This is a genomic window from Methylorubrum podarium, from assembly GCF_040270385.1.
GTDB classification, from domain to species: domain Bacteria; phylum Pseudomonadota; class Alphaproteobacteria; order Rhizobiales; family Beijerinckiaceae; genus Methylobacterium; species Methylobacterium podarium.
Genome location: NZ_JBELQE010000051.1, coordinates 1 through 22,698, shown reverse-complemented (window position 1 = coordinate 22,698; position 22,698 = coordinate 1). Strand labels below are relative to the sequence as shown.

Sequence of the window (22,698 nt, the reverse complement as noted above, 5' to 3'; positions counted from 1 at the left end):
GCGGCATCGCACTACAGGAAAAGAAAAAAGTTCTCCAGCGCCCTGTCTTGAGCGATGCCCAAAGCACTGCCTCTGCGTTTTTCAACGAAATCAACCCAAAGTAGACCTTCGCGCCTGCTAAACCAGAGGCCCGCTTGGTAGGAAGAAGCGGACCTATAAGCGGCGGCCACGACATCAGCAGGTTCGGGCACACTAGCGACCTTCGTCGCGAGCGATGCCCGGCCTCGGCCGCGCGGAACACCGGCCAACGCAGCCGCTTTGCCATTAGATAAAGGCATCTGGGAAGGGCGCGCGAATGCAGGAGTACGGGGCCTCGTTGGGCATTGGGTTCGTGGCCGGGATACGCAGCATGTCCGCCTGCGCCGCGCTAACCTGGGCCGCCTCGCAAGGACGGACGCGCGGCGACCTCATCCCCGCGGGGCCGGGTGCCCGCGCGCTTGCCACCACGGCCGCCGCGGCCGAGATGGCCGGCGACAAGATGCCGTTCGCCCCCGACCGGCGCATCGCGCCCTCCTTCGCGCTCCGGCTTGTCATCGGGGCCGTCGGGGGCTGGGCCTTGGCCGGGCGCCAGGCATCTCCGGAGTACGGTGCCCTCGCCGGGGTCGCCGGCGCGGTGGCCGGCACGCTCCTCGGGCGAGCCGCAAGGGGCGGCGACCCGCATACGGCGGCAGGGCGGTCTAAGGGGCTTGCCGAGGATGTGGTCGCCGCCGGACTGGCCGCTCTGGTCGTCGCCTACGCTGAACCGAAGAACCGGTCCCGGACCTTCCCCTGAGACACTGCCTCGGACGGATACGGACCGCTCCCGGTTGCCGAACCGGGGGACCACCGGCCGCGGCGCCGCATCCGGATGGAAAGGCATGGGCGGGGCGGCGGGCCCCGCCCCCCCGCCGACCGCAGGTCAGCGCTCGCCTGCGCCGAGCACGAGCCTGAGCGAGCGGGCGAGCTCGTCACGGCGGTAGGGCTTGTTGAGCACCGTCAACTCACCCTGTCCGATTACCTGACCTTCGTCGAGGTTCGCCACGTAGCCCAACGTCAGCAACACCTTGAGGCCTGGCCGAAGCCTCCGCGCCTCCACCGCCAGTTGCGAGCCGTTCATGCCGCCCGGCATGACCACGTCGGAGAACAGGATGTCGATGCGTTCCACGCCCTTGAGGTGCTCCATCGCCTCGGCGGCGTTTCGGGCGACGACGACCCGGTAGTGCAGCTCCTCCAGGCTCTCGACGGCCATGGCGAGCACCTGCTCGTCGTCCTCGACGAGCAGCACCGTCTCGCCCTCACTGGCACGCCGCAACGGGATGGCCCCCGCCGGGCCGGCACCTGGCTCCTCCTCGGCAGGGTCGGTCGAACGCGGGATGTAAAGGGTAACGGTCGTGCCACAGCCGACCTCGGATTCGATCTGCGCGAAACCCTTGGCACTGCGCGTGAAGCCGTAGACCTGGCTGAGGCCGAGCCCCGTGCCCTTGCCAACCTCCTTGGTGGTGAAGAAGGGCTCGAACACGCGCTGGAGCTTGTCCGCCGGGATGCCGCTGCCGGTGTCGCTGACCGACACCGCCACGTAAGGACCCGGCGCCACGCCCCGGTCGGCGACGGCGCCCGTCCCGAGATGGACGTTGCGGCTCGCCATGGCGATGCGGGCGTGCCCCTCGCAGCCCTCCATCGCGTCGCGCGCGTTGACGATGAGGTTCAGCACCGCCGCCTCGAACTGGGCTGGGTCGATGCGGATCGGGTCTAGGGCGTCTCTGCAAAGTCATGTGAGCCAGAGCATGGTCATGCCAAGCGTGACCATGGCGAGGTAGTTGGCCGCCCGTTTCTCGTAGCGGGTGGCGATGCGGCGATACTGCTTGAGCCGGCCGATCAGCCGCTCGACCTTGTTGCGCTCGCGGTATGCGGCCTTGTCGAAGTCGAACTGGCGGAGCTGGTCCTTGCGGGTCGGGATCACCGGCTCGATCCGCCGCTGCCTGAGGCGGCGACGGGCCGGCGGGCTGGAGTAACCCCGATCACCCGCTGTCCGACGGGGCCGCAGGCGCGGGCGGCCTCGTCCTTGCCGCGGCACCGCACCCTTGTCCATCAGCGCTTCCAGCGCGAACTGCTCATGGCGTTCGCCCGCCGTGAGCACGGCCGTGATCGGCTTGCCCCCGCCCTCGGCGCGCAGATGCAGCTTGGTGGAAAACCCGCCCTGGCTGCGCCCGAGCGCCTCGCCCATGCCCTCGACCGTTGCCTCCCCCCCCGATGGCGCCGGACCGGCGGGCCCCGGCGGCGTGCTGGTGGGCGCGCACCACCGTGGCGTCCACGAAGTGCAGGTCCCAGTCGAGATCGCCGCGGGCATCCGCTTGTGCCTGCAGCCGCTGCAGCACACGGTCGAACACACCGGCCTTGCGCCAGCGGTAGAACCGGCTCGACACCGTTCCCACAGCACCATAGCGCGCGGGCAGATCCTCCCAGGGTGCGCCGGTGCGCAGGATCCAGAGCATGCCGTTAAGGACTTGGCGGTGATCCTCCGCAGGCCGGCCCGTGCGCGGCTTCTGCGGAGGCAGCAACGGGGCGATCTGCTCCCACTGCGCATCGGTCAGTTCAAAGCGTCGCGTCATCCCCACATGGGGCCGCTAACCCCATCCGTGAACCCTTTGCAGAGACGCCCTAGGGACCTTAAGCCCCTCGCGACGCCATATGCGCTGAACCCGATCCTTGCCCACCTGCCAGCCGTCTGCCTGCAGCAGCGCGGTGACGCGGCGGTAGCCGTAGCGCCCATACTCGGACGCTAAGGCAATGATGGCGCGGGTCAGCTCATCCTCGTCGGCCGGCACGGTCGGCACGTAGCGCCGCGTGCCGCGGTGCTGGCCGACGATCCGGCAGGCGTGACGTTCCGAGAGACCATACATCCCCTCGATCGCGTCCACCGCCTGCCGGCGTCGCTCGGGGGCTACAAGTTTCCCGACGCGACGTCCGCCAGCACTTGCTTCTCCAGGGATAGGTCAGCCACGAGCCGGCGCAACCGAGCGTTCTCACGCTCAAGATCCTTCATCTTCCTGGCTTGATCGACCTGCAGGCCGCCGTACTCCTTGCGCCAACGGTAGTAGCTCTGCTCGGAGATCACCGCCTCCTTGCACGCCAGCGCCAAGCTCTTGCCCTGGGCGGTCTGCACCTCGATCTGGCGCAGCTTCAGCACGACCTGCTCCGCGCTCGGCCTCCGTCCTCGCTTCATTCCCAACTCCTCTGATCCAGGCTGATCCTCTCAATCAGCCCGGTCCAAAGCCAGCCGGTCAGGTCAGGTCGATGGTCATGTGATCTCGGACGTGCCGCGCCAGCTGAGCCGTCTTCCCAGCAACGCGACCCACCTCGTGGTAAGTGTGGGTGGCAATGATGCGCTGAGAGCTTCGGGCGTAATCGAGCTCCACACTCGGTCGGTAGCTGAGGCGCTCCACCTGTTAGCTGAGGTACGGGAGCGCTTTCAGACCGCGTACAGCGCCATGCTGGACTCGGTCCAGGCGACGGCATGCCCTACGGCACTCTGCACGATCTACGACCCGCGTTATCTGGATTCCCAGCGAAGGCGGCTGACCACGACAGCCCTCGCGCTGCTCAACGACGTGATCACGCGCGAGGCCTTCACGCGGCGGCTCTCGCTGGTGGACCTACGCCTGCTATGCAATGAAGACGCGGACTTCGCCAACCCCATCGAGCCGTCCGTGCAAGGTGGGCAGAAGATTGCTCAGGCTATCGCGGCTTTCCTTTATGCGCGTTCTGAGCTGCAAGGTACCAGAGTCTTTGCCGGATAGCGGCAGACCCACAGCCCCTCTCGCTAGCCTCGCCCGACCTCGTGGACCGCTGATGCAGAATCACTAGATCCAGATCCTCCTACCTCTCTTCGACAACGAGGGCCAAGCCTTCTCCGGCGGCGAGTACGAGGGCGTGCGGTCGGAACTCACTAAGCAGTTTGGCGGACTCACGGCTTTCACGCGTGGCCCCGCTGAGGGTCTTTGGGCGGAGAAGGGCGGGACAGCGCACGACGACATCGTCGTGTTCGAGGTAACCGGGGCGGAGGCACCGTGTTCCGGGCAGGCGGACCGTGACGCCGATGACTTCGGTCGGCCGGGCTTCGCCTCTTCGGATGGCCGCCCTCATCGAAAGCCGTGGCTCTCCGGCGTCCCCTCCCGCGGACCGGGTGAGATCGATCAGCCACCGAGGCCGCCGTCGCGGGCCCGCAGCACGAGCGGGTACACGTGCCAGAGCCCGGACAGCACCACCAGGGAGACCGAAGCCGCCGCAAGCCCGGCCGCGTCCGAGTTGACCACCTTCCCCACCACCACCCCGAGGTCGGCCGAGATGCCCAGCGCCAGCGTCACGCTGGCCGCGAGGAGGAAGCGTGTGCCGAGGGCATGCAATTCGGGCGTGTCCTCGCCCGCGTAGACGATGCGGTGGAAGGCGGCCGGCGCCATCAGCCAGATCACCGTGAGCGCCAGGAGCCCCAACGCCACCAAGTGCACGACCTTCGAAGCGAAGGGCAGCCTCTCAAATGCCTCGGAGAAGGTGATCACGAGCTGGAAGCCGAGAAGCGCCTGCGCCCCTGGGAGGATGACGCGCGCCTCGGTCAACATCTGCTCGACCTTGGTCTCCAACGAGGTGTGCTCGGATTCCGGCTCCCGCCGCGTCATCGCACGCTCCCTTTCTCCTACGCCACGTGCCTTCGCCGTCTCTAGCCCGTACCAGAACAGCAGGGCGAGGACGCATGTCGCAAGGCCGACCGTGACGGCGGGGCCAGGCCCAAGGACGGGTTCCGCCGCCAGGAACAGGTCGGCTCCGAGCGCCATGGCGAACGGCGCCAGCGAGAGCCCGGCGTAGCGCCCGATCACACCAAGCAGGCGCTTCGTATCCCGTCCGCCCTCCACCATCCGGTGCTGGACCGAGGGCGTGATGAGGAGCGCGATGGTCAGCGTGATGAGCCCGAGAGCGCCCAACCAGACAACGCGGTCATGGAACGGCAGGTGCTCGAAGGCCGGCCGGAAGGCGCCCTGGAACTGGAAGCCCAGCAGGATCTGCGAGCCGAGGATCAGGATGCGGGTCTCGTCGAGGCCGACCTTCACCTTCTTCGACAGGGACATACGCGACGAGGTTTAACGAGGCAGGGATGGAGCAATCGACTGCCACCGCGGCAGGTTCCAGGACGTGGCCCCTCTAGGATCGAGGTGGCGACGCCTACGCGTTCCTCAGGCTGGTGGCAACCGGCTCGCCCAGGCGCACGATGGTCTCCATGCCTTGCGGCGTGTGCTCCAGGATGTCGTCGGCAGGGCGCCAGGCACCGGGCTCCCCGAAGACGGCGACTGCCGAGCCGCCGAACTTGAACACCGATTTCTGCGCGCCGCGCTCGAACGGCCGGTCGAGGGGGTGGCGCTGCACGATGCGGCCGACGGTCAGCGCGCCGAACTCGACGAAGCCGAGCCGTCCGAAATGCTTCGTCTCCAGGATGTTCACCTGGCGCTCGTTGCGGATGTAGATGTCCAGCTTGTTCTGCACGGCCCTCCACGACACCGTCCAGATGCTGCGCCCGAGCCGCTCATGGTCCAGGGTGCGCCCGTCGTCGGGGTAATGAACGTGGTGGTAATCCACCGGCGAGAGCCGCATCAGCAGGACCGGTCCACCCATGAATGGCTTGGCCCGCTCGGAGCTACCGAGGATCGCCTCAGCGGCCAGGGACTGGCCCTTCACCGGGAAGCATTGGTCGGGCCCGAACCGCTCCCAGCCGAAGTAGCGCGCCTCGGCGGGAGCGCCCATCTGCGCCGGATCGGTCGGGAAGCGGCGCCTGCCGGGCTTGAACTCGCGCACGAACCAGTCGGCGTAGGAGCGATAGCGGCGCTCCTCGAACTCGCTCATGTCGATCTTGTACTCGCGCACGAACGGCTCGATGCTGCGCCGTGTCCAGGGCGCGTCCTGGTAGAGCGCGTAGAGCTTGTCGAAGAACGGGGTGGCGCGCAGCCACTGTCCCGGGGCACGCAGCGGCCTTGTCTCGAAGGTGGTCTGGTGGTCGGGCATGAACTCCTCGACCGCCTTGCCCGTGTCGCGGTCCCACAGCTTCAGTGACTTCGGATCGGCCGCCATCATGCCTCCACGCGCGACCCGGCCAAGCTGACGGGTCCGGGGGCAACAACCTCTCCCCGCCAGGAGCGTTCCCAGCGCCCTCGCCCGACGTCAGGTAGGGCACGCCGCCTGGCGCGGGTCCGCAGCCGCGGCCGCGCCCCGGGCGGCGGAGGGCTCTCCATTCGCTTTCCGGATGCCCAAGAGCCGTTCACCGGCACGGGCGCGACCGTCGACCCTCGTATCGGTTCCTTCACCCGGGACCCGCGCAACCGGCCGGCACGGCCATCCATGCCGCCGCCGGCAGGATCGACGGCCTACGCCGGCCCGGAGCCGGAGCCCCGGCAGGATTCGGAGGGAATGATGGCGCCAACGGAGACGCGCCCGGAGATCTCCTGCATGAACCCAGCTCCGGAACCCGGGGGCGTGAAAGCGGCCGAGCCGGCGGCTTCAGCCCTTCGCGCGGGAGGCGGCTCGCGGATGCCTCCGCGCCAGCGCCCTGCGCAGCACCCTGGAGACTTGGTCGGCCGAGTAGGGCTTCTGCAGCAACTCGAACCCGTGGCTGCCCTCCTGCGCGAGCACGTGGCTGTAGCCGGACGCCAGAACCACCGGCAGGTGGGGAAGCTGGCGACGCAGGAGCTTGGCAAGCTCGATCCCGCCCATCCCCGGCATGACCACGTCCGAGAACACGACGTCGAAATCGGCGCCGCTCGCGCCGAGCTTGTCCAGTGCCTCCTCCGCGTTGCCGGCCCAGGTCGTGGCATAGCCGAGGTCCTCCAGGATCTGCGTGGCGAAGCGACCGACCTCGACGTTGTCCTCCACGACGAGCACCCGCTGGCCGGCGCCGCCCGGATCGACCTCCGCGGCCTCGACATCGTGCTCGACGACGGACGCTTCGGGCTGCACCTCCGGCAGGTAGAGCGTGAAGGTGGTGCCCTGGCCGAGAACGCTCTCGACCTTCACGTCGCCGCCCGATTGCTTGGCGAACCCGAAGACCTGCGAGAGGCCGAGGCCGGTCCCCTTACCGACTTCCTTGGTCGTGAAGAACGGTTCGAACACGCGGGAGAGCAGGTCGGATGGGATGCCGCATCCGGTGTCGCCGAGCGAAACCGCCGCAAACGGGCCCGGCGCGCCGGCATGCCCGCGGATCGGCGGCAGCGGCACGCAGCATTCGAGCCGCAGTGTCAGGGTGCCCTCTCCGTCCATCGCGTCGCGCGCGTTCACCGCCATGTTGACGAGCGCCGTCTCGAACTGGCTGAGGTCCACCTCGACGAAGCAGGGCTGGTCCGGGAGGTCGGTCACGACCTTGATGCGGGCGCCCGTGACCGTGTCCAGCAGGTCGCCGATGGCTCTCAGGCGCGCGCCGACGTCGAGGGTCTCGGGCTTCAGGGTCTGGCGCCGCGCGAAGGCGAGAAGCTGGCTGGTCAGCTTGGAGGCGCGATCCACCGTCTCAGTCACGGCGTTGAGGTAGCGGAACTTACGCTCGTCCGGCAGATCGGGCCGCCGTAGGAAGTCCACCGACGAGCGGATGATGGTGAGCAGGTTGTTGAAGTCGTGCGCGACGCCGCCGGTGAGCTGCCCCACGGCTTCGAGCTTCTGCGACTGGCGAAGCACCGCCTCCGTCTCGACGAGCTTGGAGGTCCGCTCCTCGACGCGCTGCTCAAGCGTCGCGTTCAGCGCTTCGAGTTTCGCGACTGCCCGAACACGTTCGATGTGCGCCCAGGAGCGCTCCGTCACCTCGGTGATCAGCGCAAGATCGTAGTCCGACCAAGTGCGGGAAACCCGGTCATGGATGGCCATCAGCGCGGTCAGGTGGCCATCCTTGACGAGCGGCATGCAGATCGTGGCCGCGATGCCGATGGCCTGGAAGGTCGCGGCCTCCTCGGGCGCCAGTTCCGCGAGGTTGTCGTTGATGACCAGGGGTCGGCCGGCGCCAAGGTCCTCGACGGCCCGCCTGCCGAAATCCGCGAGGCTGTAGTGCCCGACGATGCTCGGCGAGCCTTCGGCCGCCCAGTCGCCCCGAATTGTGAACCCGTTCTGGTCGGGGTCCATGTCGGCGTAGGCGCAGTTGGAGAGGTTCAGATGCTCGGCGACCATGCGGGTGGTCGTCGCGAGGATCTCGTCGGCGTCGGTGCTCCTGGCCGTCTCCTTGCCGAGTTGATCGAGGAACTGCAGGCGTGCCCCGTTGGCGCGCAGGGCCGCCTCGGCCTGGACGCGCCCGGTGGTCTCGGTGCAGGCGCAGAACATGCCGGCAACCTCGCCATGCTCGTCACGGACCGGCGAGTACGAGAAGGTGAACCAGGTCAGCTCGTCATAGCCGCGCCGGTTCATGGTCAGCGGCATATCGGCCGACCAGGTCGGCTCGCCAGCGAACGCCTTCTCGATGAGCGGCGCGATGTCGGTCCAGATCTCGCACCAGATGTCGTGGAAGCGGCCGCCGAGGGCGGCGGGGTGCTTGCCGCCCAGGATCTCAGCGTAGGCGTCGTTGTAGAGGAAGCCTAGCTGGGGCCCGAAGGCCGCGAACATCGGGAAGCGCGATCCGAGCAGCAGGCTCACGGTCGAGCGCAGGCAGGGCGGCCAAGCGTCGGGATGCCCAAGCGGCGAGCCGGACCAGTCGTGGCAGCGCATCATCGCGCCTATGAGCCCCCCGCCGGCGAGGAAGAGCGGGAACTCGGGGGTGGCGCTCTCGGTCATCCGGGGCGGGCTCGACTTGTTGACGTGCTGGTCCGGCTCAGGTGCCGGTGGGCCGGGCCCTATCCCAGTCTTCACCGATGAAGGTAACCAGACGGCAGAAGCCGAAGCTTGGCAAGCCGGCGTACCGTCCAGGCGCTGCGGTACGTTGCCGTCTGGCCGGATCGGGCAGGCCGCTCAGCATAACGAACCCGCGCGGTTCGGATCGGCCGGCATCGGAAAGCTTTCGAGAGGTACGGTCTCGCCGGATCAGGTGCCGACCATGCGGAGCACCCGACCCCCCCGCCTGCGGGCGCGGCGCACCGGGTCTGGTTGCGCCCGCCGGCCTTGGCCTCGTAGAGGGCCGCGTCCGCCGCGCGATACAGCGCCTCGGCCTGCTCCCCGGCCGCGCCGGGGCCGGTCGCCAGGCCGATACTCACTGTCACCGCCCCGGCACCGATTCCCGCGGATGGAACGTCGAGCGTCGCGACTGCCTGGTGGATCTTGGCGGCGATGCGCAGCGCGCCGTCAGTATCGGTGTCGGGGAGCATCACCACGAATTCCTCGCCGCCCACGCGCGCCACGAGGTCATCGGGCCGGTGCACGCTCTCGGAGAGGTGGCGCGCGAGGCCCTTCAGCACCGCGTCGCCCACGGCGTGCCCGTAGCGGTCGTTGTAGCGCTTGAAGTGGTCGGCATCGACGACGAGCAGCGAGACCGGCTTGCCCGTCCGCTGCGCGCTCTTCAAGACCCGCTCGAAATCCTGCTCGAAGCGGCGCCGGTTGGGCAGCCCGGTGAGTGTGTCGGTCAGCGAGAGCCGTGCGAGTTCGGCCTGCAGTACGGCGCGGCGGCGCAGGTCACGTCCGTACAGCAGGGACAGGAACACGGTCAGGCCGCTCAGCGCGAGGACGACGACGCTGATGACGAGTGCCTTCGCGCGCCAACCCGCCTCAATTTCCCGGGTCGCCAGGGCGACGTTGAGGGCGAGCGGCAGGTCGCCGACCTGGATGAAGGCGTATTGCCGCTCGACCCCGTCGCGGACCGAGGTGCCGACGAAGGCTCCGCTTTTCTCACGTACGAAACAGTCGAAGTTCGGCGTGCCGGCGATGTTCAGGCCGATGCCGGCCTCGGCGTAGGGATGGCGCGCGACGCGGGTGCCCTCCCGCAGGTAGAGGTTGATCGCGCCGTCCTGACCTAGGCCGATCCGGTCGAAGAGCCTGCTGAATAGGAGAGCATGAGGCTACCGAGCACCACGCTGCCGAAGGACCCGTCATGCTTATTGATACGAGCTTCCCAGAACCGGAGGACGTGCTGCGGGACATCAAGCGCCGCCGCAACCGCGCTGATCGTGCGGGAGAGCTTCTCTCCTGTCATCAGCCGAAATCCTCGGCTGGAATGGGTTGCTCGCGCTTAACCAACCGGCCGGTCGGATCGAGATCGGAGCCGTAATGGCTCGGGGACATCCATTGCCGCGTTCCAAGCCCGGCGACCGAAGCACGCACAAGAGCCAGGTTGACGATGGGCCGGACTGCCCGACTTTCGGCGGCGAGTTGCCATGTCGCCTCGCACCGCGCTGCTGCGAATAGGCGCGCCTCTGGCGGATGTGCCGGATCAGCAGCGTAGGCTGCCAACGCCACCGCGTCTCCGATCTCGTAAACGGCGTCGATCGCCGACTTCACGACCTGGATGCGCGCCGCTGACTGGTAGGCGTGGAGGGGCACGCCGCGGTGCGTGCCGATGGTGGGCATAGCACTCAATTCGGTCTCCCTGCTGTCAGAACGGCGAGCGCACGGCGGGTGACGACGTCCTCCTCCGGCACCTCGTCGGGATCGACGTAGACCAGAGGAGGCAGGCCAGCCTGCGAGGCTAGAAGCGCTCGAGCGGCCGCAACCCGGGCCGTAGCCGGCGCCTGCTCGTCGACCGCGATGCCCGCGAGAACTCGCCGCGGATCGACCAGCACCGGATCGACGCCGACAGCTGCAATCTTCCGGCGTAGCGCGTCCTCCAGCGTCGGCCGGCCTCCGCGAGCCTTGTCGGCACCCGGTAATTTCTTGAGGTTTTTCGGGGGTTTCGGCTTGAGCATTCCAGCACCAGAAATCGTGGAGTTGCAGAGGGACCGGCGGAATCGGCTCGATCCGCAGGCCGGAAATTCTCAAAAACGCGCGCGGGAATTCTGTCTGTGCGACCCCTTGCGGTCCGGACCCCCTCAGGCCCTGGAGATTTGACCCCGCTACCCCTCCATTCCGATCTCAGGGGCAGTTCATAGGCTGAGGCGGAGCCACCCCACCTGCCATGGTGCGATACCAAACCGAGTGTCTGGATCGGGAACTGGCCGTCGCGCCCAGCATTCTCCGGCTTACAGAGCATGCGCTCTAGTAGAGGGTGCGTTCACAATGCAGAACCGTAACAATTCTGACTGCTGTGCTATGCCGCCGGTGTCCAAGCGCGACGACTATGCCCGTGCTTGCGAAGCTAAAGCGCAACGGCTGACCGCCATGTCTGGTGGATTACGCGACCGGCTGTCTGGAAAAGCTCCGTCAGCGTTCACGAAAGGCGCCTCACCATCCAGGGACTTCGAGGGCTTCGGGTCATTCTCAGGCTGACGCAGCCGAGCGAGACCCAACGCGGCGGCGTCGATATTCGCGAACTGCCCCACAACGACGTCATTGGCATCGTAGGCGAACGCGCTTCCGCTCGATCGGACTACGGTGCCAATTCGGATTCCATCGAGGATTGACTCGATGACCATGGCAGCACTCCATTACGCAACACACTGCAGCCTTAGCACGGAAACTGAGGTTTGTCGCTCGCCGTTCCGGCCATGACTCGCCCGTACTGGCACGTCGAATTTCGAATGCTGATCCGCCATTAATTAATTCGGCGGGCATTTTCGTGCGGTCGGAAATGGCGCGGGGTGACGCTGCGCCAATCCGGGGTGGATCGCTGATTAGTGGAGACTGGCGACGAACTGTTCGGTCAAGGCGAACGCTGCTCTGTGGCCGGCTGCGTATGGTCCGTGGATGCCACCGCTGCGGGCCCCGTAGACATACGCCTCAAACTGGCGAAGCGGTGCACTCGCCGCTGCCGGGTTCTCAGCGACATGCGCGCAGCGCTGGAACTCTTCGAGGAAATCGAGCCAACTGACCTGACGCGCTCGGGCGAGACGTGAGAATTCCTCTCGGCGATCCACGAACCAGTGCGCAGCGCGGAGGCCCTCGCTCAGGCCCAGCTGGAATTCCTCATCCGGTGCGCCGGGAGGGTCGTCTGCGATCTCGAGAACGGGCGGGGATTTCGGCTTCGGCGCCGACGGACGATATCCGGGACGCGGCGGAAATGTCAGAACGACGCCCATCATTTTCCCCCTGCTGATTTCGCGCGGCGGCGGCGCACTTCGACTATTGGAGTTCTCGCGAGCTTGGGGATCAGAGCGACCCCGTCACCCGGCAGCACGGTCCCAACCTCCGAGAAGACGGAGCACGGTGAGCCGGACGCGTCGGCGAGGCGCTCGGCCTCCGCCAGGGCATCGGCGAGGGTGAAGTGTTCCGGGATCCGCTTCACGCGCGGGGTGACAATCCGTTCGGAGCCCTTGTGGCGGATGTGAACCAGGAAGCCGCGCCCCTCGGTTCTGGGATTCCTTTTTCGCGAGCTCATGACCGGAATTCTCCAGCGTCGAGCCTGTCGAGCAATTCGATATCCCGCTCGATCCGTTCGGCGATGGCGTCGCGCAACGCCTGGATTTCTCGAATTTCCGGTGTGTCCGCCCGCATTGCCCGCAGCGCGGCCGTCACCGGGCCCACGGACCGTGCGGAGGCGGTCATCACCGCGCAGCGCCGACGTTCATTTTCGGTTGCAGACATGCTTCCTCCTTCCCGGCAGATGCCAGGCTGCACGGCCGCCGAGCGGCGACCAATCTCGAATGGTGGTGGTGTGGAGGGCAGGCCGGCGCGCTGTCCGCGTGCAGCTGCTACCCAAGATATTTAGAGTCCCCACAGTTTAGGGGTGGGAAATTACCCGCTTTCCACCCTCAGATTAGGGGTGGTGGAGGGGGTCTAGCTTCGGTTTTAGGGGTGGACCCACTTCGGTTTTAGGGGTGGACAGAAATCCGAGATATTCGTCGTCAGCCCGCGAGCTTCCTTCTCGGTCTCTCTGAAATCGTCGCAACATCGAGTTGGTCGCGGCTCGAGGTCACCGCTTTGCGGGCAGCATTCGCGACCTTCCTTGCTTCCACGAGCGATGCGAAACGCTGCCATTCTTTCAGCGGGTGCTGCCCATCGTGTGTTGGAAGCCAGCTCAGCCGATACCGCGCAGCGCGCCCCTTAAAGCCGCCCCAGGCTCTGTGACCTGGATCTGTGCGTTCGATTAGACCAACCGCGATCGCTTCTTCGAGTGCGGGCAGCACCGAGGCCGATCCGACCCCATAGGCCTCGAAATCCGACCAAGGCACCGGCAGATCGCCATTTCTCGAACCGCCATGAAGCATGTGCTCCAGGGCAATTCGAAAAATCACCTTATGCGCTCCGCCGGACAGAGCGCGCCAGGCGTAGCTCTCCACGATGGATTGCGTGAGCCAGATCCACGGCTCCTTCGGAGGGGGTGAATTCACCTTCCGAAACTTCGAGTCCGCGAGCTTGCCGGTCGATCGCCCGGTAGCGTCTACCCTGCGGCGCGTAAGGTGCTCCGTCACGCTGCGCCCCCAGGTGCGAGGAGCAGCGTCCAGCAAGCGGCGCGGATGTGGCCCTCCGTCGCTGTCAGCTCGGCCGCGATGCGCTCTGGCTCGACGCCGCGCCGCTCCATGGCCTGACGCTGGATCAGGAGTTGGCGTTGCAGATGCGCCTCGGCTTTCGCGGCGGTCGATGCGGTAGCCATGCGGCCGGCATGCCGACGGATGAACCGCCGATTGCGAGAGCGGGGGAAAGGGAGGACGGCAGCGCTCATAACGTTCCTCCCTGATCGGAGGTTGAGCGTCGTCGACGGGCGGCGACGTAAGCCTGAAGTGCGGTCGGCTCATACCGCACACTTCGGCCTAGCTTTATGAATTCCGGGCCGCCGCCGGTGACCCTCAGTTTCTCAAGATGGTTTGGGCTGACGCCAAGTTCTTGGGCAGCCTCTGGCGTCGTGAATAGGCGCGAGCTCATCGCGAACACTCCATGACTTGGTCAAACACTGGCCCAAGTCGATATCTGGAGCGCACAAGCCAAAACGGCCCAAGCAATCCAAAGGATCGACTTGGGCCGACAATCCGGCCTCTGAGTTCGAGAAGCCCAACCGGAGACACAATCTCGGGCGGCTTCCATCAAACTACGGGCAGTCTGATGATAGTCAAGCCACCTCGCGGTCTGTCGCGAGGGAAATTATTTTAGCTGACGGATTGCCATCCATCGCTGCTGAGATCGTTGCAGCGATTCGCTCGGACGCGCGCCGCAACGGGTCCGCATCAAGATGAGCGTACCGGGCCGTTGTGCTGGTCTGTGTGTGGCCGAGGAGCTTGCCGACGATCGGCAGACCCATGCCGCCACATGCGCCGACGCTGGCGAAGGAGTGGCGCAGATCGTGGATCCGCAGGCCGCTCAGGCCCGCCGCCGCGGTGATCCGGTCCCAAGGCTTCTTCAGGTCCGCACGCGGCTTTTCCGGGTCGGTGCTGGCGATGACGAATGATCCGGCTCGAGGAAGCGCGGCGAGAACGTCAAGCGCGGGGGCGTTGAGTACCACCGTCTTTTTGCCGGTCTTGGATTTCGGCAGGAACAGGAGCCCCCGTTCGAAATCCACCTCGGCCCAGCGCAAATGGAGGATTTCCCGAAGGCGGCAGCCAGTGAACAGCAGCAGCCGAACCGCGGCCGTGACGTGCGGCGGGTAAACCTCTCGCCTGTTCTCCGGCCGCGGAGCGTGCTTCGTCTTCTTCGCTGGATCGGGCGACCAGGTAAGCCCTTCGGTTTCCGCCTGCTTCAGCACCTCGCCCAGCCGTTGGAGCTCGCCTGTCGTGAGGAAGCGCTCGCGTTTTTCCTCGCGGTAGCGTCCTAGCCCAAGGACCGGGTTCGAAAATCCGCCGGGCACCATCCGGCGCCGGATCGCAAAATTGAATAGGGCGGACAGCATCGAAACGAGTCGGTTCGCGGTCGGCTGCTTGCCTGCCTTTCCAAGGGTGAAATGCAGCGCGTCGATATCGGCCGGCGAAACGAGGTTCACTTTCTTCCCGCCGATCGCGGGCAGCACGTGCTTGCCGAGATACGAGCGGTACAGAATCGCCGTCTTGCCGGCGAACTTGGCCTGAACGTGCTCCGCCATCCACCGCGCTGCGACGTCCGCCACGGTCGGTGTGCTGCGCTCCTGCCGGCGCTGCTGAGCCGGATCCTCGCCGTGGCGTGCCTGCGCGAGCTTCTCACGCGCCAAGCGCCGCGCATCATCCGGCGTCATCGTTCCATAGCGGCCGATCGCGAGGCGCACGCTCCGGACACCGCGGCCGCCGCTGCCCGGCCGATACTCCACTACGAAGGATTTCAGGCCGGCGGGATACCGGGCCGACGCTGGCGCTACGCGAATGCCGAAGCCGGTCAGATCCTCATCATAGACGACATACGCCTTCTTGCGCAGCTCGAGGGCATCGACCGTCCGTTTGCTGACCCGGATTTTCGCCATGGGCTGCGCTCTCGAGTTCGCTCCGCGACGGCACGGTGACGGCACCGAGCGCGCAATCTGGCGGAATTTCAGGGAAACAGCGTAGACCTAGAAATGTCGGAAATGGAAGTGACCCGAGCCACTTATGCAAGCTCAGGGAAACTGGCGGAAACTCAGCAATTCACTTTTACACGGAGAGGGTCGGGGGTTCGAGTCCCTCACCGCCCACCAATCGATTCGATGACTTAGGCATTGCTCCCGGCGATCGGCTCGACTGTTTCCCCTGCAACCCCCTAGAATTTTCGTTTTCGTGGTGCGGCATGGCCGATTCATCCCCCAACCGTCGGCGAACGTTCAAAGCCAAAGCCGTCACCAACGAGCAGGTAAGCGCAGCGTTAGAGGCGTACCTTGCCGACCCCTAGACCGACGCCACCCGATCGCCGACGGCTACGTCCTCGATCTCGCCGCGGCCGTCGCCGGGCATGGCTGGGCGAATCAGGTCGTCGCCAACCGCGAGAGCATCCCGAGCCTGAAGCGCGGGGCGATGCGCGCGGCGATACTACTCGCACGGGAGCGGAAGGTCTCAACCTGTGCATCTTGAGGATGCCGACCTGCTTGCCCGCGCGCTGATATCCGGGAGCGACGCAGCCTGGGGCAAGCGGTGGCACTACGGGTCCGGCGCATCGTGGAGAGGCAACCGATCGAGTCGGCGAGCGTGAGATCGCGAACGAGCGCACCGCGGCCGAAGTGCGCGGCCTGCGCCAGTGCGGAAGATCGACAAGTTCGCGAGGGGTGAGGCTGCAAAGGCTGGCATCGGCGATGACGACCGCATGGGCGAGGTGCGGAAGCAGATGCATTCGGCGGCGGCAGGCGGGAGCTTGAAACGGAAAAAAAAGCCCGCACGGCGGGTGCCGGACGGGGTGCAGGCGTTTACTTGTTCAAGTTTTACACGGATGCATTTTGAGGATCGGCCGGATCAACGTCAATTGCGTATGAAAAACTCAAAAAATCAGTCCTGTAGATTTCTTTCACCAGATCGATTGCAGCAGTCGAATAAGCGCTTCTTCGGTGCTCTCCGGAGCGCGTATCATTGATATGTATTTGCTGGCGCGTAGATTTCAATTCTGGAAGTATTCGAGACATGAGGTCGGTAAAGTCATGTGCAAAATTTTTCATCTTATATATATTGTCATATATTATGTCCTCATAACACAGGATATCTGTCATAAGTCTCCAGTGTTCATTGCGGGCTGCGGGCTCTTGATCCCTCACGATTTTGAGGAAATCTTCAAAACTTGGGGGAGCTGCGCGACGCCAGCCTAATTCGGGGAAATAGTCATGTTTATCGATTCCTTTTTCTACCCCAAGTATTTTGTTTCTATATGACGAAAAAATACGTGAATAAGGGCTTCTAACGAAACTAAACAGGTAGATCGGATTTAGGAATTTCCCATCAATCGCAGTGTGATAATCGCCAGAGGCGGGTGTGAGCCAAGGAGAGTCTGCAGAGTATTGCCGAGCATGTATCGACATTGGTTGGTCAATGTGGCCGATGGCGGGGGTGAGCTCTTGCTCGGCCAGCCACAATGCTAGTTTAGTTGTGGAGCAGGCCGCCTTTGGAACAAATACGTAAGCATAAGGATGCGCCCGAGATGCGAGAAGAAAAGGAAGAATTTTCGATCTCGAAGGTACTATGGAATTCAACATGCTAGGCCGCTCGACTTTTGCTCATGTCCGTTCGCATAACCATCGGATGCGATACAAGGCATTATCGGCACGAAACACGGATCCGCAATAAGAAACCAGCGCCATCCATGTTAGCCGAACTGGGCAACAATTGGCGATGGCGGGCGGTGGTCATAGTGGAGATGCACGCTCCACACACGGCGCCCACGCGACCTCAACCAGCATCCTACGCGCACGAAAAAGGCTCCGAGGCCGAAGCCCCGGGGTGTTGTGCTGAAAGTTGGCATCAGATCAGCCCCGTCGTGCCGCCTCGGTCGCCGCCGAGAACGGTGCCGCGCCGAGGAAGGCCTCAAGATCGCATTGATGGATGACGGTGCTGGCGCCGATCTTCCACGACGGGACGCGGCCGTCCTTTATGTATTCGAACAGCGTCGAGCGGCTGATGCCGATGATGGCGGCAGCGTCCTCGATCCCATAAGCCAGCGGCACAAACACCGGTCCGTGGCGCCGATACGATGCGCAGGATGGCGCGGCAATGCAGTACGGCCGATGCAGCGGATGTCGATCGACCTTGAGAGCGTCGCTACGCGATCGAGAGTACCGGCCCCGACCTGCGCGTTCGTCGGACGCCAGGGCCAAGCCTCATCCTGCGTGGCTGTCGAGCTTCCCAGGTGCAGATGGACCGTACCGCGCACCCCGTCGCTCGCCGCGAACGGCCTTGCCCCGCAATGGCTTTCGCGAAGGCGCGCCGGATCGATCGCCGGTCCGACGAGAAAATGGAACTCCAGCCTGTCCTCACGTTCCCCTTCCAGGCATGAGCGGAGGACGGCATGGAAGGCGGGTTGATCTGGCTCGGCATCATCGCCGGGATCTTGGGACTGAGCGGTGTCGGCTACCTGTTCGCATCCTGGGCGAAAGCGCGCCGAACGCCGCGCTGATCACGGCGGCCCCGAGCGCCCAGGGGGCGACGACCGGGAAGCCTCACTTCACGGCGAGCGACGGCTCCCAGCCACGCCGCTCGTCCCTGTTCGGCGTCGCCTGTCCGGCCGTGTTGTCGTTGTCGCCGGGCCGCACGATCCCCACACCCGGCCGTCCGGTCCTCGCCTTCGCACGAAGCAGGATCGGCACGAGACGCGTCGAGCGCCGATAGATCCAAGCCTCGTGCCGTCCGCGCAGGGGACGCCCGTACTGGATGAGTTCTCTTCCAACCATGGTCATTCGTCACGGTGCCGTTTGGCTCGTTTGCCCATCAGGCTACCCGCTGACGGCTTGGCTGAATTGACTGAGCGTCCCAAATTTTGCGCTGCGGCGATCCACGGTCCGGGCGCGGCGTCGGTGCAACGCGAGACGCCGGGGGCGAACGAGCGCCACCCGCCTATCCCGTCCGGAACAGGTGCAGGCTGAAGCCGCTGTCGTCATCGACCCAGAGGCGGACTGGGGCCCAGCCCTGCGCCGTCGCGAGCGCGCGGAAGGCGTCGGGCGGGTATTTGTGGGAGGTGTCGGTGCGGATGCTCTCGCCCGCCGCGAAGCGGATGGTCCGGTCGCCGAGCCGGTAGGAGCCGGGCCGGGTCGCCACGAGATGCGCCTCGACCCGGAACGGGTCGTCGGCGAGCCGCACCTCGTGGCGGAAACTCTCCCGGTCGAAATCGCTGCCGAGGTCCCGGTTCATCCGGTCGATGAGGTTGAGATGCAGGGCCGCCATCAGGCCGCCGGACTCCCCGTAGGCGCGGCGCAGGCGCACTGGGTCGCGGGTCGGGTCGGCGCCGACCAGAAACTGGCTCGGCCCCAGCGTCTCGCGTGCGCGGGCGAGAAAACCGCCGGCCTGATCCGGCGTGAAGTTGCCGATGCTGGTGCCGGGGAAGAAGCCGAGAATCGGGGGCGCGGCCGCCCCCGGCGGCAGGCGAACCGGCTTCGAGTAGTCGGCGACGACGGGCGTCATCGCCACCCCCGGATAGTCCGGCGCGAGGCGCCGGATCGCCGCTTCGAGGTAGGCGCCGGAGATGTCGAGGGCGAGGTAGCGGGCGGGCGCCTCCAGGGCGTCGAGGAGCGTGCGGATCTTCCGGCTCGCGCCGCTGCCGAACTCCACCACGCTGACCCCCGGACCGACGAGCGCCGCGACCTCGGCCGCGACGCGGGGCAGGAGCGCCATCTCGCGCTTCGTCGGATAGTAGTCGGGATGGGCGCAGATCCGATCGAACAGGTCGGAGCCGGTCTCGTCCCAAAGGTATTTTCCGGGCAACGTCTTGGGATCGCCCGAGAGACCGGCCAGGGCGTCCCGCAGGAACTCGGCCCGCTCGTCCGCCTCTCCCGCCACCGCGCTCATCGGGCGCCCACCGGGCGCGTCGCCGTGAGGACGACGAGCGCGATGCGCTCGGCCGCCGCGTAGCCCGGATCGTCGAGCTCCTCGCCATAGGCGTCTGAGTCGAACTCTCGGTACGACCAGTCGAGTCCGGCCCGTGCGCACAGCGCGCCCGCTTCGTCCCGGAAGTTGTCATGACCCTCGACGATGGCGGAGCCGGTGAACAGGACGAGGGTGCCCCCCGGCGCCAGCCGTTCGGTCGCCGCCTCGACCACGCGCAGCGACAATCCGGCGCCGAGCGGCCCGCCGCCGTGCCGATAGGCCCGGCCGCCGGCATCCACCATGAAGGGCGGGTTCGAGACGATGAGGTCGAACGAACTCTCCACCCCGCCCAGCATGTCGCTCTGGACCGGATGCACGTTCTCCACGCCCGCGAGCCGGGCATTGATTCGTGCGGTGCGCAGGGCAGCGGGATTGATGTCGACGAGGACCACCTCGGCCGCCGGCACCCGTTTCGCGACGACGATGCCCGCCGCGCCGGATCCGCAGCCGATATCGGCGACTCGCCGCGGCGCCGGCCGTCCGTCGCGCGCCCGCTCCTCGAGATGGGCGAGGACGGCGTCCGCGAAACGCATGGTGTCGGGGCCGAAGAACACGGAATCCGCCGCGAGCGGCGGATAGGCCGCGTGCAGGAACAACTCGCCGTCGAGGCTCGACAAGCGCACCCGCGCCTTCATGAGGGGGCCGTCCGCCCGGTCGAGCACGCCCGCCTCCCGCATCAGGTCGGTCAGCTCCGCCGGGATCAGATCCTGGCGGAACGGGCGGCTCCAGCCCAGCACGTCGCGCAGGGATCGCGCGACGGCGTTCTCGGGCCGGGCATTGACCCGGGCATGGGTGGCGGGCGTCACCGTGGTGAAGCGGTAGCCGCTCTCGCGCACCGCGCGGACGAAGGCGAGGAGCGCCTCCTCGCGGCCCTCCTCGCCGCCCTTGTCGCGCGCCCCCGTCCCGGCCGGCGGGGCAGGGTGGGTCGGACCATCGGCCGTGGTCATCGCTCAGCCTTCCATCTGTCCGGCAACGAAGGCGCCCGAGCGCAGGTCGGCGGCGACCTGCTGCGCATCCCACTGCGTCGCACCCTCCCGCCGCCGGTAGGGGCAGACCCAATCGTCCGGCACCGCCCGCCCGCTGAACTGCCGGGCGGCGGAGCGCTCGCCGTGCTGGGCGAGCATCGGATTGACCGAGCCGGCCCAGGCGGCGTCCCGCTCGACGATCGAGTCGCGCAGCCGTTCGTAGCGCCCCTCCGCCCGCAGGCGCTCGAACTGGTCGTGAAGGTTGAACACCAGCACCGGGTGGTCGAAGCGGCGCGCCTTGCGGCTGGCGCCGGGATGCAGCCCGACGATGAAGAAGCCTTCGCCGCCCAGGCTCATCGAGAAATGCGGATCGTCCGGATCCGACGAGACCCGTGAGTCCTGGGCATGGCCCAGACCGCTGTCGCGGTCGGACAGGGACTGCATCCGCCGCCAGAGGGCAGCCTCGAACGCCTCCTCGGTGAGATGGGAGGCCTTCTCGAAGACCACGGCGAAGCTCTGGAACTGGTCGCGGCGCGCGCGGTAGCGGCAGATGAAGGCCAGGAGCGCCGGGTAGATCCGCGCGTCGTCGGCGTCCGAGGTCACGTCGCGGGCGACGAGGACCTTGAGCTGGCCGCGGGACAGGGCGGATTTGGCGCCGACGCAGGGGAAGGGCTGTTGGCGGATGAAGTGCCGGAAGCGCTCGGCGAGCGGATGACCGGTGTCGTCGGTGGGCAGAAGCATGACACCTCGTGCGAAGCGGGCAAGCGAACGTCGCGACCGGGCCTGTGGGCCCGGTTCGATGAAGAGCGTGAGAGGGAAGCCGGCCGACGCGCGGTCCGCCGGTCCTCGAAGAAGGTGAACTGCGCGGGGAACCTCGGCTCCCGACCATTGTTCCTCGGGGCCTGGGGATAACGCCGGCTTTCGCCGCCGCGCTTATCTGCGGATTGTCTTGATCAGCCGCGGCATCGTGGCGCAGAGTTCAGTCGGCTCCCGGAAACATCTTCCCGGCGCCGATCAAGACTCGATCTCGTAGTGGATCGGCTTGAAGGAGAAGTTGTTCGATTGAAGCGCCGAGCAGGCCGTGAGGCCGACGACGAGATCGGTCTCCGCTACGAAGCTCACCCGGTCGCCGGCCCGGCTCAGCGGCGGCTGCACCGCGATCTCGCCGCTCTGCCCGTCGACGGTGACGTGCATGAATACGTTGAAGGCGACAGGGATGCGGTCGGGCGCGATCCCGTAGGGCGCCAGCGCCGCGGCGAGATTGCCGAAGCAGCCCCGGTGGGGATGCTCGTCGCCGTAGATGATCCGGAACGTGTCGGCCGAGCAGGGGGTGAGCAGGAAGTCGTGGCGGCCCACCGTGTCTTCGACGATGCGCAGGAGCACGTTGGAGCGGTTGGAGTAGATCGGGTCGCCCGTCGTCAGGAAGATGCGCGAGGCGTAGTCGATGGTGCGGCCCGATGAGATGACTTCGTCGAGGTCGTCCCGGCGGAAGGCGACGAGGTCGGCCACCTGCTCGCCCTGGGGATCGATCACTGTCAGCCGCTGGCCGCGATCGAGGGTGAAGGCGGTCCCCGAGCGCGGCGGGATCTCGTGGCGCACCGGTCGGCTCATCTCTTGGTCTCTCCTCGATGCGGGCCTGCCCCGCAGATCCGCGCCGACCCGCCACGGACCAGGCTTGGCCGCGGCGTCGGCGCGACGGGGGATCAGACGAGGGGGCCGTCGGGTTCCCGAACCGTGTCGATGTCCCGAACCGCGGGGCGGCACCGGAGATGCCTGCCCGTGGACGCACGATCCGACGACCGCTCACCACCGCCCGGCGATGCCCCTCAGGACGGCTCCCGTCATATCGCCGAGATCACCCTGCGCGGGCTCCTGCTGGGGGCGGTGATCACGGTCGTGTTCATGACCGCCAACCTCTATATGGGCCTGAAGACGGGGGTGACCTTCTCGACCTCGATCCCCGCGGCCATGCTCTCGATGGGTCTGCTGCGCCTGTTCGGCGGTTCCGGCATCCTCGAGAACAACATCGTCCAGACGCAGGGGTCGGCGGCGGGCACCCTGTGCAACGTCATCCTGGTCCTGCCGGGCCTCGTCCTGATCGGCCACTGGCACGGGTTCCCCTTCTGGCAGACCACCGCCGTCTGCCTCGTCGGCGGTCTGATCGGCCTCGTCTACTCGATCCCTCTGCGGCGCGCGCTCGTGATGGGTGCCGGGCTTCCCTATCCCGAGGGGACCGCCGCCGCCGAGGTGCTGCATGCGGGCGAGGCGGGCGACCGGGGCGGCGGTCCCCTCTGGAT

General features: G+C 66.6%; 23 protein-coding genes and 4 pseudogenes. 4 read left to right on the top strand and 23 right to left on the bottom strand.

Annotated features, from left to right (window positions below):
* Positions 1-295: 295 nt before the first annotated feature.
* Positions 296-772 (top strand): hypothetical protein, encoded by a 477-nt coding sequence (locus tag ABS772_RS08845; protein ID WP_350393828.1) that lies wholly within the window; start codon positions 296-298, stop codon positions 770-772.
* Positions 773-898: 126 nt separating this feature from the next.
* Here ABS772_RS08845 and ABS772_RS08840 read toward each other — a convergent pair.
* The 3 genes and pseudogenes from ABS772_RS08840 to ABS772_RS08830 form a co-directional block, all read right to left on the bottom strand.
* Positions 899-1,735 (bottom strand): annotated as a pseudogene (locus tag ABS772_RS08840) (ATP-binding protein); the annotation flags it as partial.
* Between the two features lie 12 nt (positions 1,736-1,747).
* A protein-coding gene (locus ABS772_RS08835) for an IS5 family transposase (protein WP_350393827.1) occupies positions 1,748-2,588 on the bottom strand; the annotation gives its coding sequence in 2 pieces (ribosomal slippage) (positions 1,748-2,227 and positions 2,229-2,588; 840 coding nt in all).
* Between the two features lie 21 nt (positions 2,589-2,609).
* A pseudogene (locus tag ABS772_RS08830) lies at positions 2,610-3,202 on the bottom strand (IS3 family transposase); the annotation flags it as partial.
* Positions 3,203-3,281: 79 nt separating this feature from the next.
* On the opposite strand from ABS772_RS08830, the gene ABS772_RS08825 reads away from it, so the two are divergent.
* The gene (locus ABS772_RS08825; RefSeq protein ID WP_350393825.1) at positions 3,282-3,776 is read left to right on the top strand and encodes an SGNH/GDSL hydrolase family protein; all 495 of its coding nucleotides are present in this window, start codon (positions 3,282-3,284) and stop codon (positions 3,774-3,776) included.
* 396 nt (positions 3,777-4,172) lie between these two features.
* Here ABS772_RS08825 and ABS772_RS08820 read toward each other — a convergent pair whose 3' ends face one another.
* The 13 genes and pseudogenes from ABS772_RS08820 to ABS772_RS08760 form a co-directional block, all read right to left on the bottom strand.
* Positions 4,173-5,099: a DUF6328 family protein gene (locus ABS772_RS08820; protein ID WP_350393824.1), complete on the bottom strand. Its 927-nt coding sequence runs from the start codon at positions 5,097-5,099 to the stop codon at positions 4,173-4,175.
* A 94-nt stretch (positions 5,100-5,193) separates the two neighbouring features.
* Positions 5,194-6,093 (bottom strand): phosphatidylserine decarboxylase, encoded by a 900-nt coding sequence (locus ABS772_RS08815; protein ID WP_350393822.1) that lies wholly within the window; start codon positions 6,091-6,093, stop codon positions 5,194-5,196.
* A gap of 426 nt (positions 6,094-6,519) precedes the next feature.
* On the bottom strand, positions 6,520-8,763 hold the full coding sequence (locus ABS772_RS08810) for a GAF domain-containing hybrid sensor histidine kinase/response regulator (RefSeq protein WP_350393821.1): 2,244 nt from the start codon (positions 8,761-8,763) through the stop codon (positions 6,520-6,522).
* Between the two features lie 287 nt (positions 8,764-9,050).
* Positions 9,051-10,024 (bottom strand): annotated as a pseudogene (locus ABS772_RS08805) (sensor domain-containing diguanylate cyclase); the annotation flags it as partial.
* Positions 10,025-10,110: 86 nt separating this feature from the next.
* Complete coding sequence (locus ABS772_RS08800; RefSeq protein ID WP_350393819.1) at positions 10,111-10,485, bottom strand: hypothetical protein; 375 nt, start codon at positions 10,483-10,485, stop codon at positions 10,111-10,113.
* 5 nt (positions 10,486-10,490) lie between these two features.
* Positions 10,491-10,820, bottom strand: a complete 330-nt coding sequence (locus tag ABS772_RS08795) for a hypothetical protein (protein WP_350393818.1) — start codon at positions 10,818-10,820, stop codon at positions 10,491-10,493.
* A gap of 864 nt (positions 10,821-11,684) precedes the next feature.
* Positions 11,685-12,089: a hypothetical protein gene (locus tag ABS772_RS08790; protein WP_350393816.1), complete on the bottom strand. Its 405-nt coding sequence runs from the start codon at positions 12,087-12,089 to the stop codon at positions 11,685-11,687.
* Complete coding sequence (locus ABS772_RS08785; RefSeq protein ID WP_350393815.1) at positions 12,089-12,388, bottom strand: hypothetical protein; 300 nt, start codon at positions 12,386-12,388, stop codon at positions 12,089-12,091. Before ABS772_RS08785 ends, ABS772_RS08790 begins: the two co-directional genes overlap by 1 nt.
* The gene (locus ABS772_RS08780; protein WP_350393813.1) at positions 12,385-12,594 is read right to left on the bottom strand and encodes a hypothetical protein; all 210 of its coding nucleotides are present in this window, start codon (positions 12,592-12,594) and stop codon (positions 12,385-12,387) included. The genes ABS772_RS08785 and ABS772_RS08780 overlap by 4 nt, the downstream gene beginning before the upstream one ends.
* Positions 12,595-12,854: 260 nt before the next feature.
* Complete coding sequence (locus ABS772_RS08775; RefSeq protein ID WP_350393812.1) at positions 12,855-13,289, bottom strand: hypothetical protein; 435 nt, start codon at positions 13,287-13,289, stop codon at positions 12,855-12,857.
* Positions 13,290-13,417: 128 nt separating this feature from the next.
* Positions 13,418-13,672, bottom strand: coding sequence for a DUF6074 family protein (locus ABS772_RS08770; RefSeq protein WP_350393811.1), 255 nt, complete (start codon positions 13,670-13,672; stop codon positions 13,418-13,420).
* The gene (locus ABS772_RS08765) at positions 13,669-13,872 is read right to left on the bottom strand and encodes a helix-turn-helix transcriptional regulator (protein ID WP_166059433.1); all 204 of its coding nucleotides are present in this window, start codon (positions 13,870-13,872) and stop codon (positions 13,669-13,671) included. Before ABS772_RS08765 ends, ABS772_RS08770 begins: the two co-directional genes overlap by 4 nt.
* A 184-nt stretch (positions 13,873-14,056) precedes the next feature.
* Positions 14,057-15,370, bottom strand: coding sequence for a tyrosine-type recombinase/integrase (locus ABS772_RS08760; RefSeq protein ID WP_350393809.1), 1,314 nt, complete (start codon positions 15,368-15,370; stop codon positions 14,057-14,059).
* Positions 15,371-15,669: 299 nt separating this feature from the next.
* Between ABS772_RS08760 and ABS772_RS08755 the strand changes: the two are divergent.
* Positions 15,670-15,950 (top strand): annotated as a pseudogene (locus tag ABS772_RS08755) (hypothetical protein).
* 344 nt (positions 15,951-16,294) lie between these two features.
* Here the strand turns inward: ABS772_RS08755 and ABS772_RS08750 are convergent.
* The 7 genes from ABS772_RS08750 to ABS772_RS08720 form a co-directional block, all read right to left on the bottom strand.
* Positions 16,295-17,056, bottom strand: a complete 762-nt coding sequence (locus tag ABS772_RS08750; protein WP_350393808.1) for a sulfotransferase family 2 domain-containing protein — start codon at positions 17,054-17,056, stop codon at positions 16,295-16,297.
* A 270-nt stretch (positions 17,057-17,326) separates the two neighbouring features.
* The gene (locus ABS772_RS08745; protein ID WP_350393807.1) at positions 17,327-17,674 is read right to left on the bottom strand and encodes a helix-turn-helix domain-containing protein; all 348 of its coding nucleotides are present in this window, start codon (positions 17,672-17,674) and stop codon (positions 17,327-17,329) included.
* A gap of 342 nt (positions 17,675-18,016) precedes the next feature.
* Entirely contained in the window at positions 18,017-18,247 is a 231-nt protein-coding gene (locus tag ABS772_RS08740; RefSeq protein WP_238254723.1) for a hypothetical protein, read from the bottom strand.
* A gap of 163 nt (positions 18,248-18,410) precedes the next feature.
* Complete coding sequence (egtD, locus tag ABS772_RS08735) at positions 18,411-19,358, bottom strand: L-histidine N(alpha)-methyltransferase (protein ID WP_350393805.1); 948 nt, start codon at positions 19,356-19,358, stop codon at positions 18,411-18,413.
* Positions 19,355-20,383, bottom strand: a complete 1,029-nt coding sequence (locus tag ABS772_RS08730; protein ID WP_350393803.1) for a class I SAM-dependent methyltransferase — start codon at positions 20,381-20,383, stop codon at positions 19,355-19,357. Before ABS772_RS08730 ends, egtD begins: the two co-directional genes overlap by 4 nt.
* 3 nt (positions 20,384-20,386) lie before the next feature.
* The gene (gene gntA / locus ABS772_RS08725) at positions 20,387-21,142 is read right to left on the bottom strand and encodes a guanitoxin biosynthesis heme-dependent pre-guanitoxin N-hydroxylase GntA (RefSeq protein ID WP_350393802.1); all 756 of its coding nucleotides are present in this window, start codon (positions 21,140-21,142) and stop codon (positions 20,387-20,389) included.
* Between the two features lie 273 nt (positions 21,143-21,415).
* Entirely contained in the window at positions 21,416-22,012 is a 597-nt protein-coding gene (locus ABS772_RS08720) for an urea carboxylase-associated family protein (protein ID WP_350393800.1), read from the bottom strand.
* A gap of 168 nt (positions 22,013-22,180) precedes the next feature.
* Between ABS772_RS08720 and ABS772_RS08715 the strand changes: the two genes are divergently transcribed.
* Positions 22,181-22,698: OPT family oligopeptide transporter (locus ABS772_RS08715; protein ID WP_350393798.1), on the top strand; the 518-nt coding region annotated here is incomplete at its 3' end.

Coding starts and splice junctions, on each gene's coding strand:
- ABS772_RS08820 (WP_350393824.1), bottom strand. CDS start 5,099: ATGTCCCTGTCGAAGAAGGTGAAGGTCGGCCTCGACGAGACCCGCATC.
- ABS772_RS08785 (WP_350393815.1), bottom strand. CDS start 12,388: ATGAGCTCGCGAAAAAGGAATCCCAGAACCGAGGGGCGCGGCTTCCTG.
- ABS772_RS08740 (WP_238254723.1), bottom strand. CDS start 18,247: ATGGTTGGAAGAGAACTCATCCAGTACGGGCGTCCCCTGCGCGGACGG.
- ABS772_RS08780 (WP_350393813.1), bottom strand. CDS start 12,594: ATGTCTGCAACCGAAAATGAACGTCGGCGCTGCGCGGTGATGACCGCC.
- ABS772_RS08750 (WP_350393808.1), bottom strand. CDS start 17,056: ATGTTGAATTCCATAGTACCTTCGAGATCGAAAATTCTTCCTTTTCTT.
- ABS772_RS08795 (WP_350393818.1), bottom strand. CDS start 10,820: ATGCTCAAGCCGAAACCCCCGAAAAACCTCAAGAAATTACCGGGTGCC.
- ABS772_RS08720 (WP_350393800.1), bottom strand. CDS start 22,012: ATGAGCCGACCGGTGCGCCACGAGATCCCGCCGCGCTCGGGGACCGCC.
- ABS772_RS08730 (WP_350393803.1), bottom strand. CDS start 20,383: ATGACCACGGCCGATGGTCCGACCCACCCTGCCCCGCCGGCCGGGACG.
- ABS772_RS08815 (WP_350393822.1), bottom strand. CDS start 6,093: ATGGCGGCCGATCCGAAGTCACTGAAGCTGTGGGACCGCGACACGGGC.
- ABS772_RS08810 (WP_350393821.1), bottom strand. CDS start 8,763: ATGACCGAGAGCGCCACCCCCGAGTTCCCGCTCTTCCTCGCCGGCGGG.
- ABS772_RS08770 (WP_350393811.1), bottom strand. CDS start 13,672: ATGAGCGCTGCCGTCCTCCCTTTCCCCCGCTCTCGCAATCGGCGGTTC.
- egtD (WP_350393805.1), bottom strand. CDS start 19,358: ATGAGCGCGGTGGCGGGAGAGGCGGACGAGCGGGCCGAGTTCCTGCGG.
- ABS772_RS08800 (WP_350393819.1), bottom strand. CDS start 10,485: ATGCCCACCATCGGCACGCACCGCGGCGTGCCCCTCCACGCCTACCAG.
- ABS772_RS08845 (WP_350393828.1), top strand. CDS start 296: ATGCAGGAGTACGGGGCCTCGTTGGGCATTGGGTTCGTGGCCGGGATA.
- ABS772_RS08760 (WP_350393809.1), bottom strand. CDS start 15,370: ATGGCGAAAATCCGGGTCAGCAAACGGACGGTCGATGCCCTCGAGCTG.
- gntA (WP_350393802.1), bottom strand. CDS start 21,142: ATGCTTCTGCCCACCGACGACACCGGTCATCCGCTCGCCGAGCGCTTC.
- ABS772_RS08765 (WP_166059433.1), bottom strand. CDS start 13,872: ATGAGCTCGCGCCTATTCACGACGCCAGAGGCTGCCCAAGAACTTGGC.
- ABS772_RS08790 (WP_350393816.1), bottom strand. CDS start 12,089: ATGGGCGTCGTTCTGACATTTCCGCCGCGTCCCGGATATCGTCCGTCG.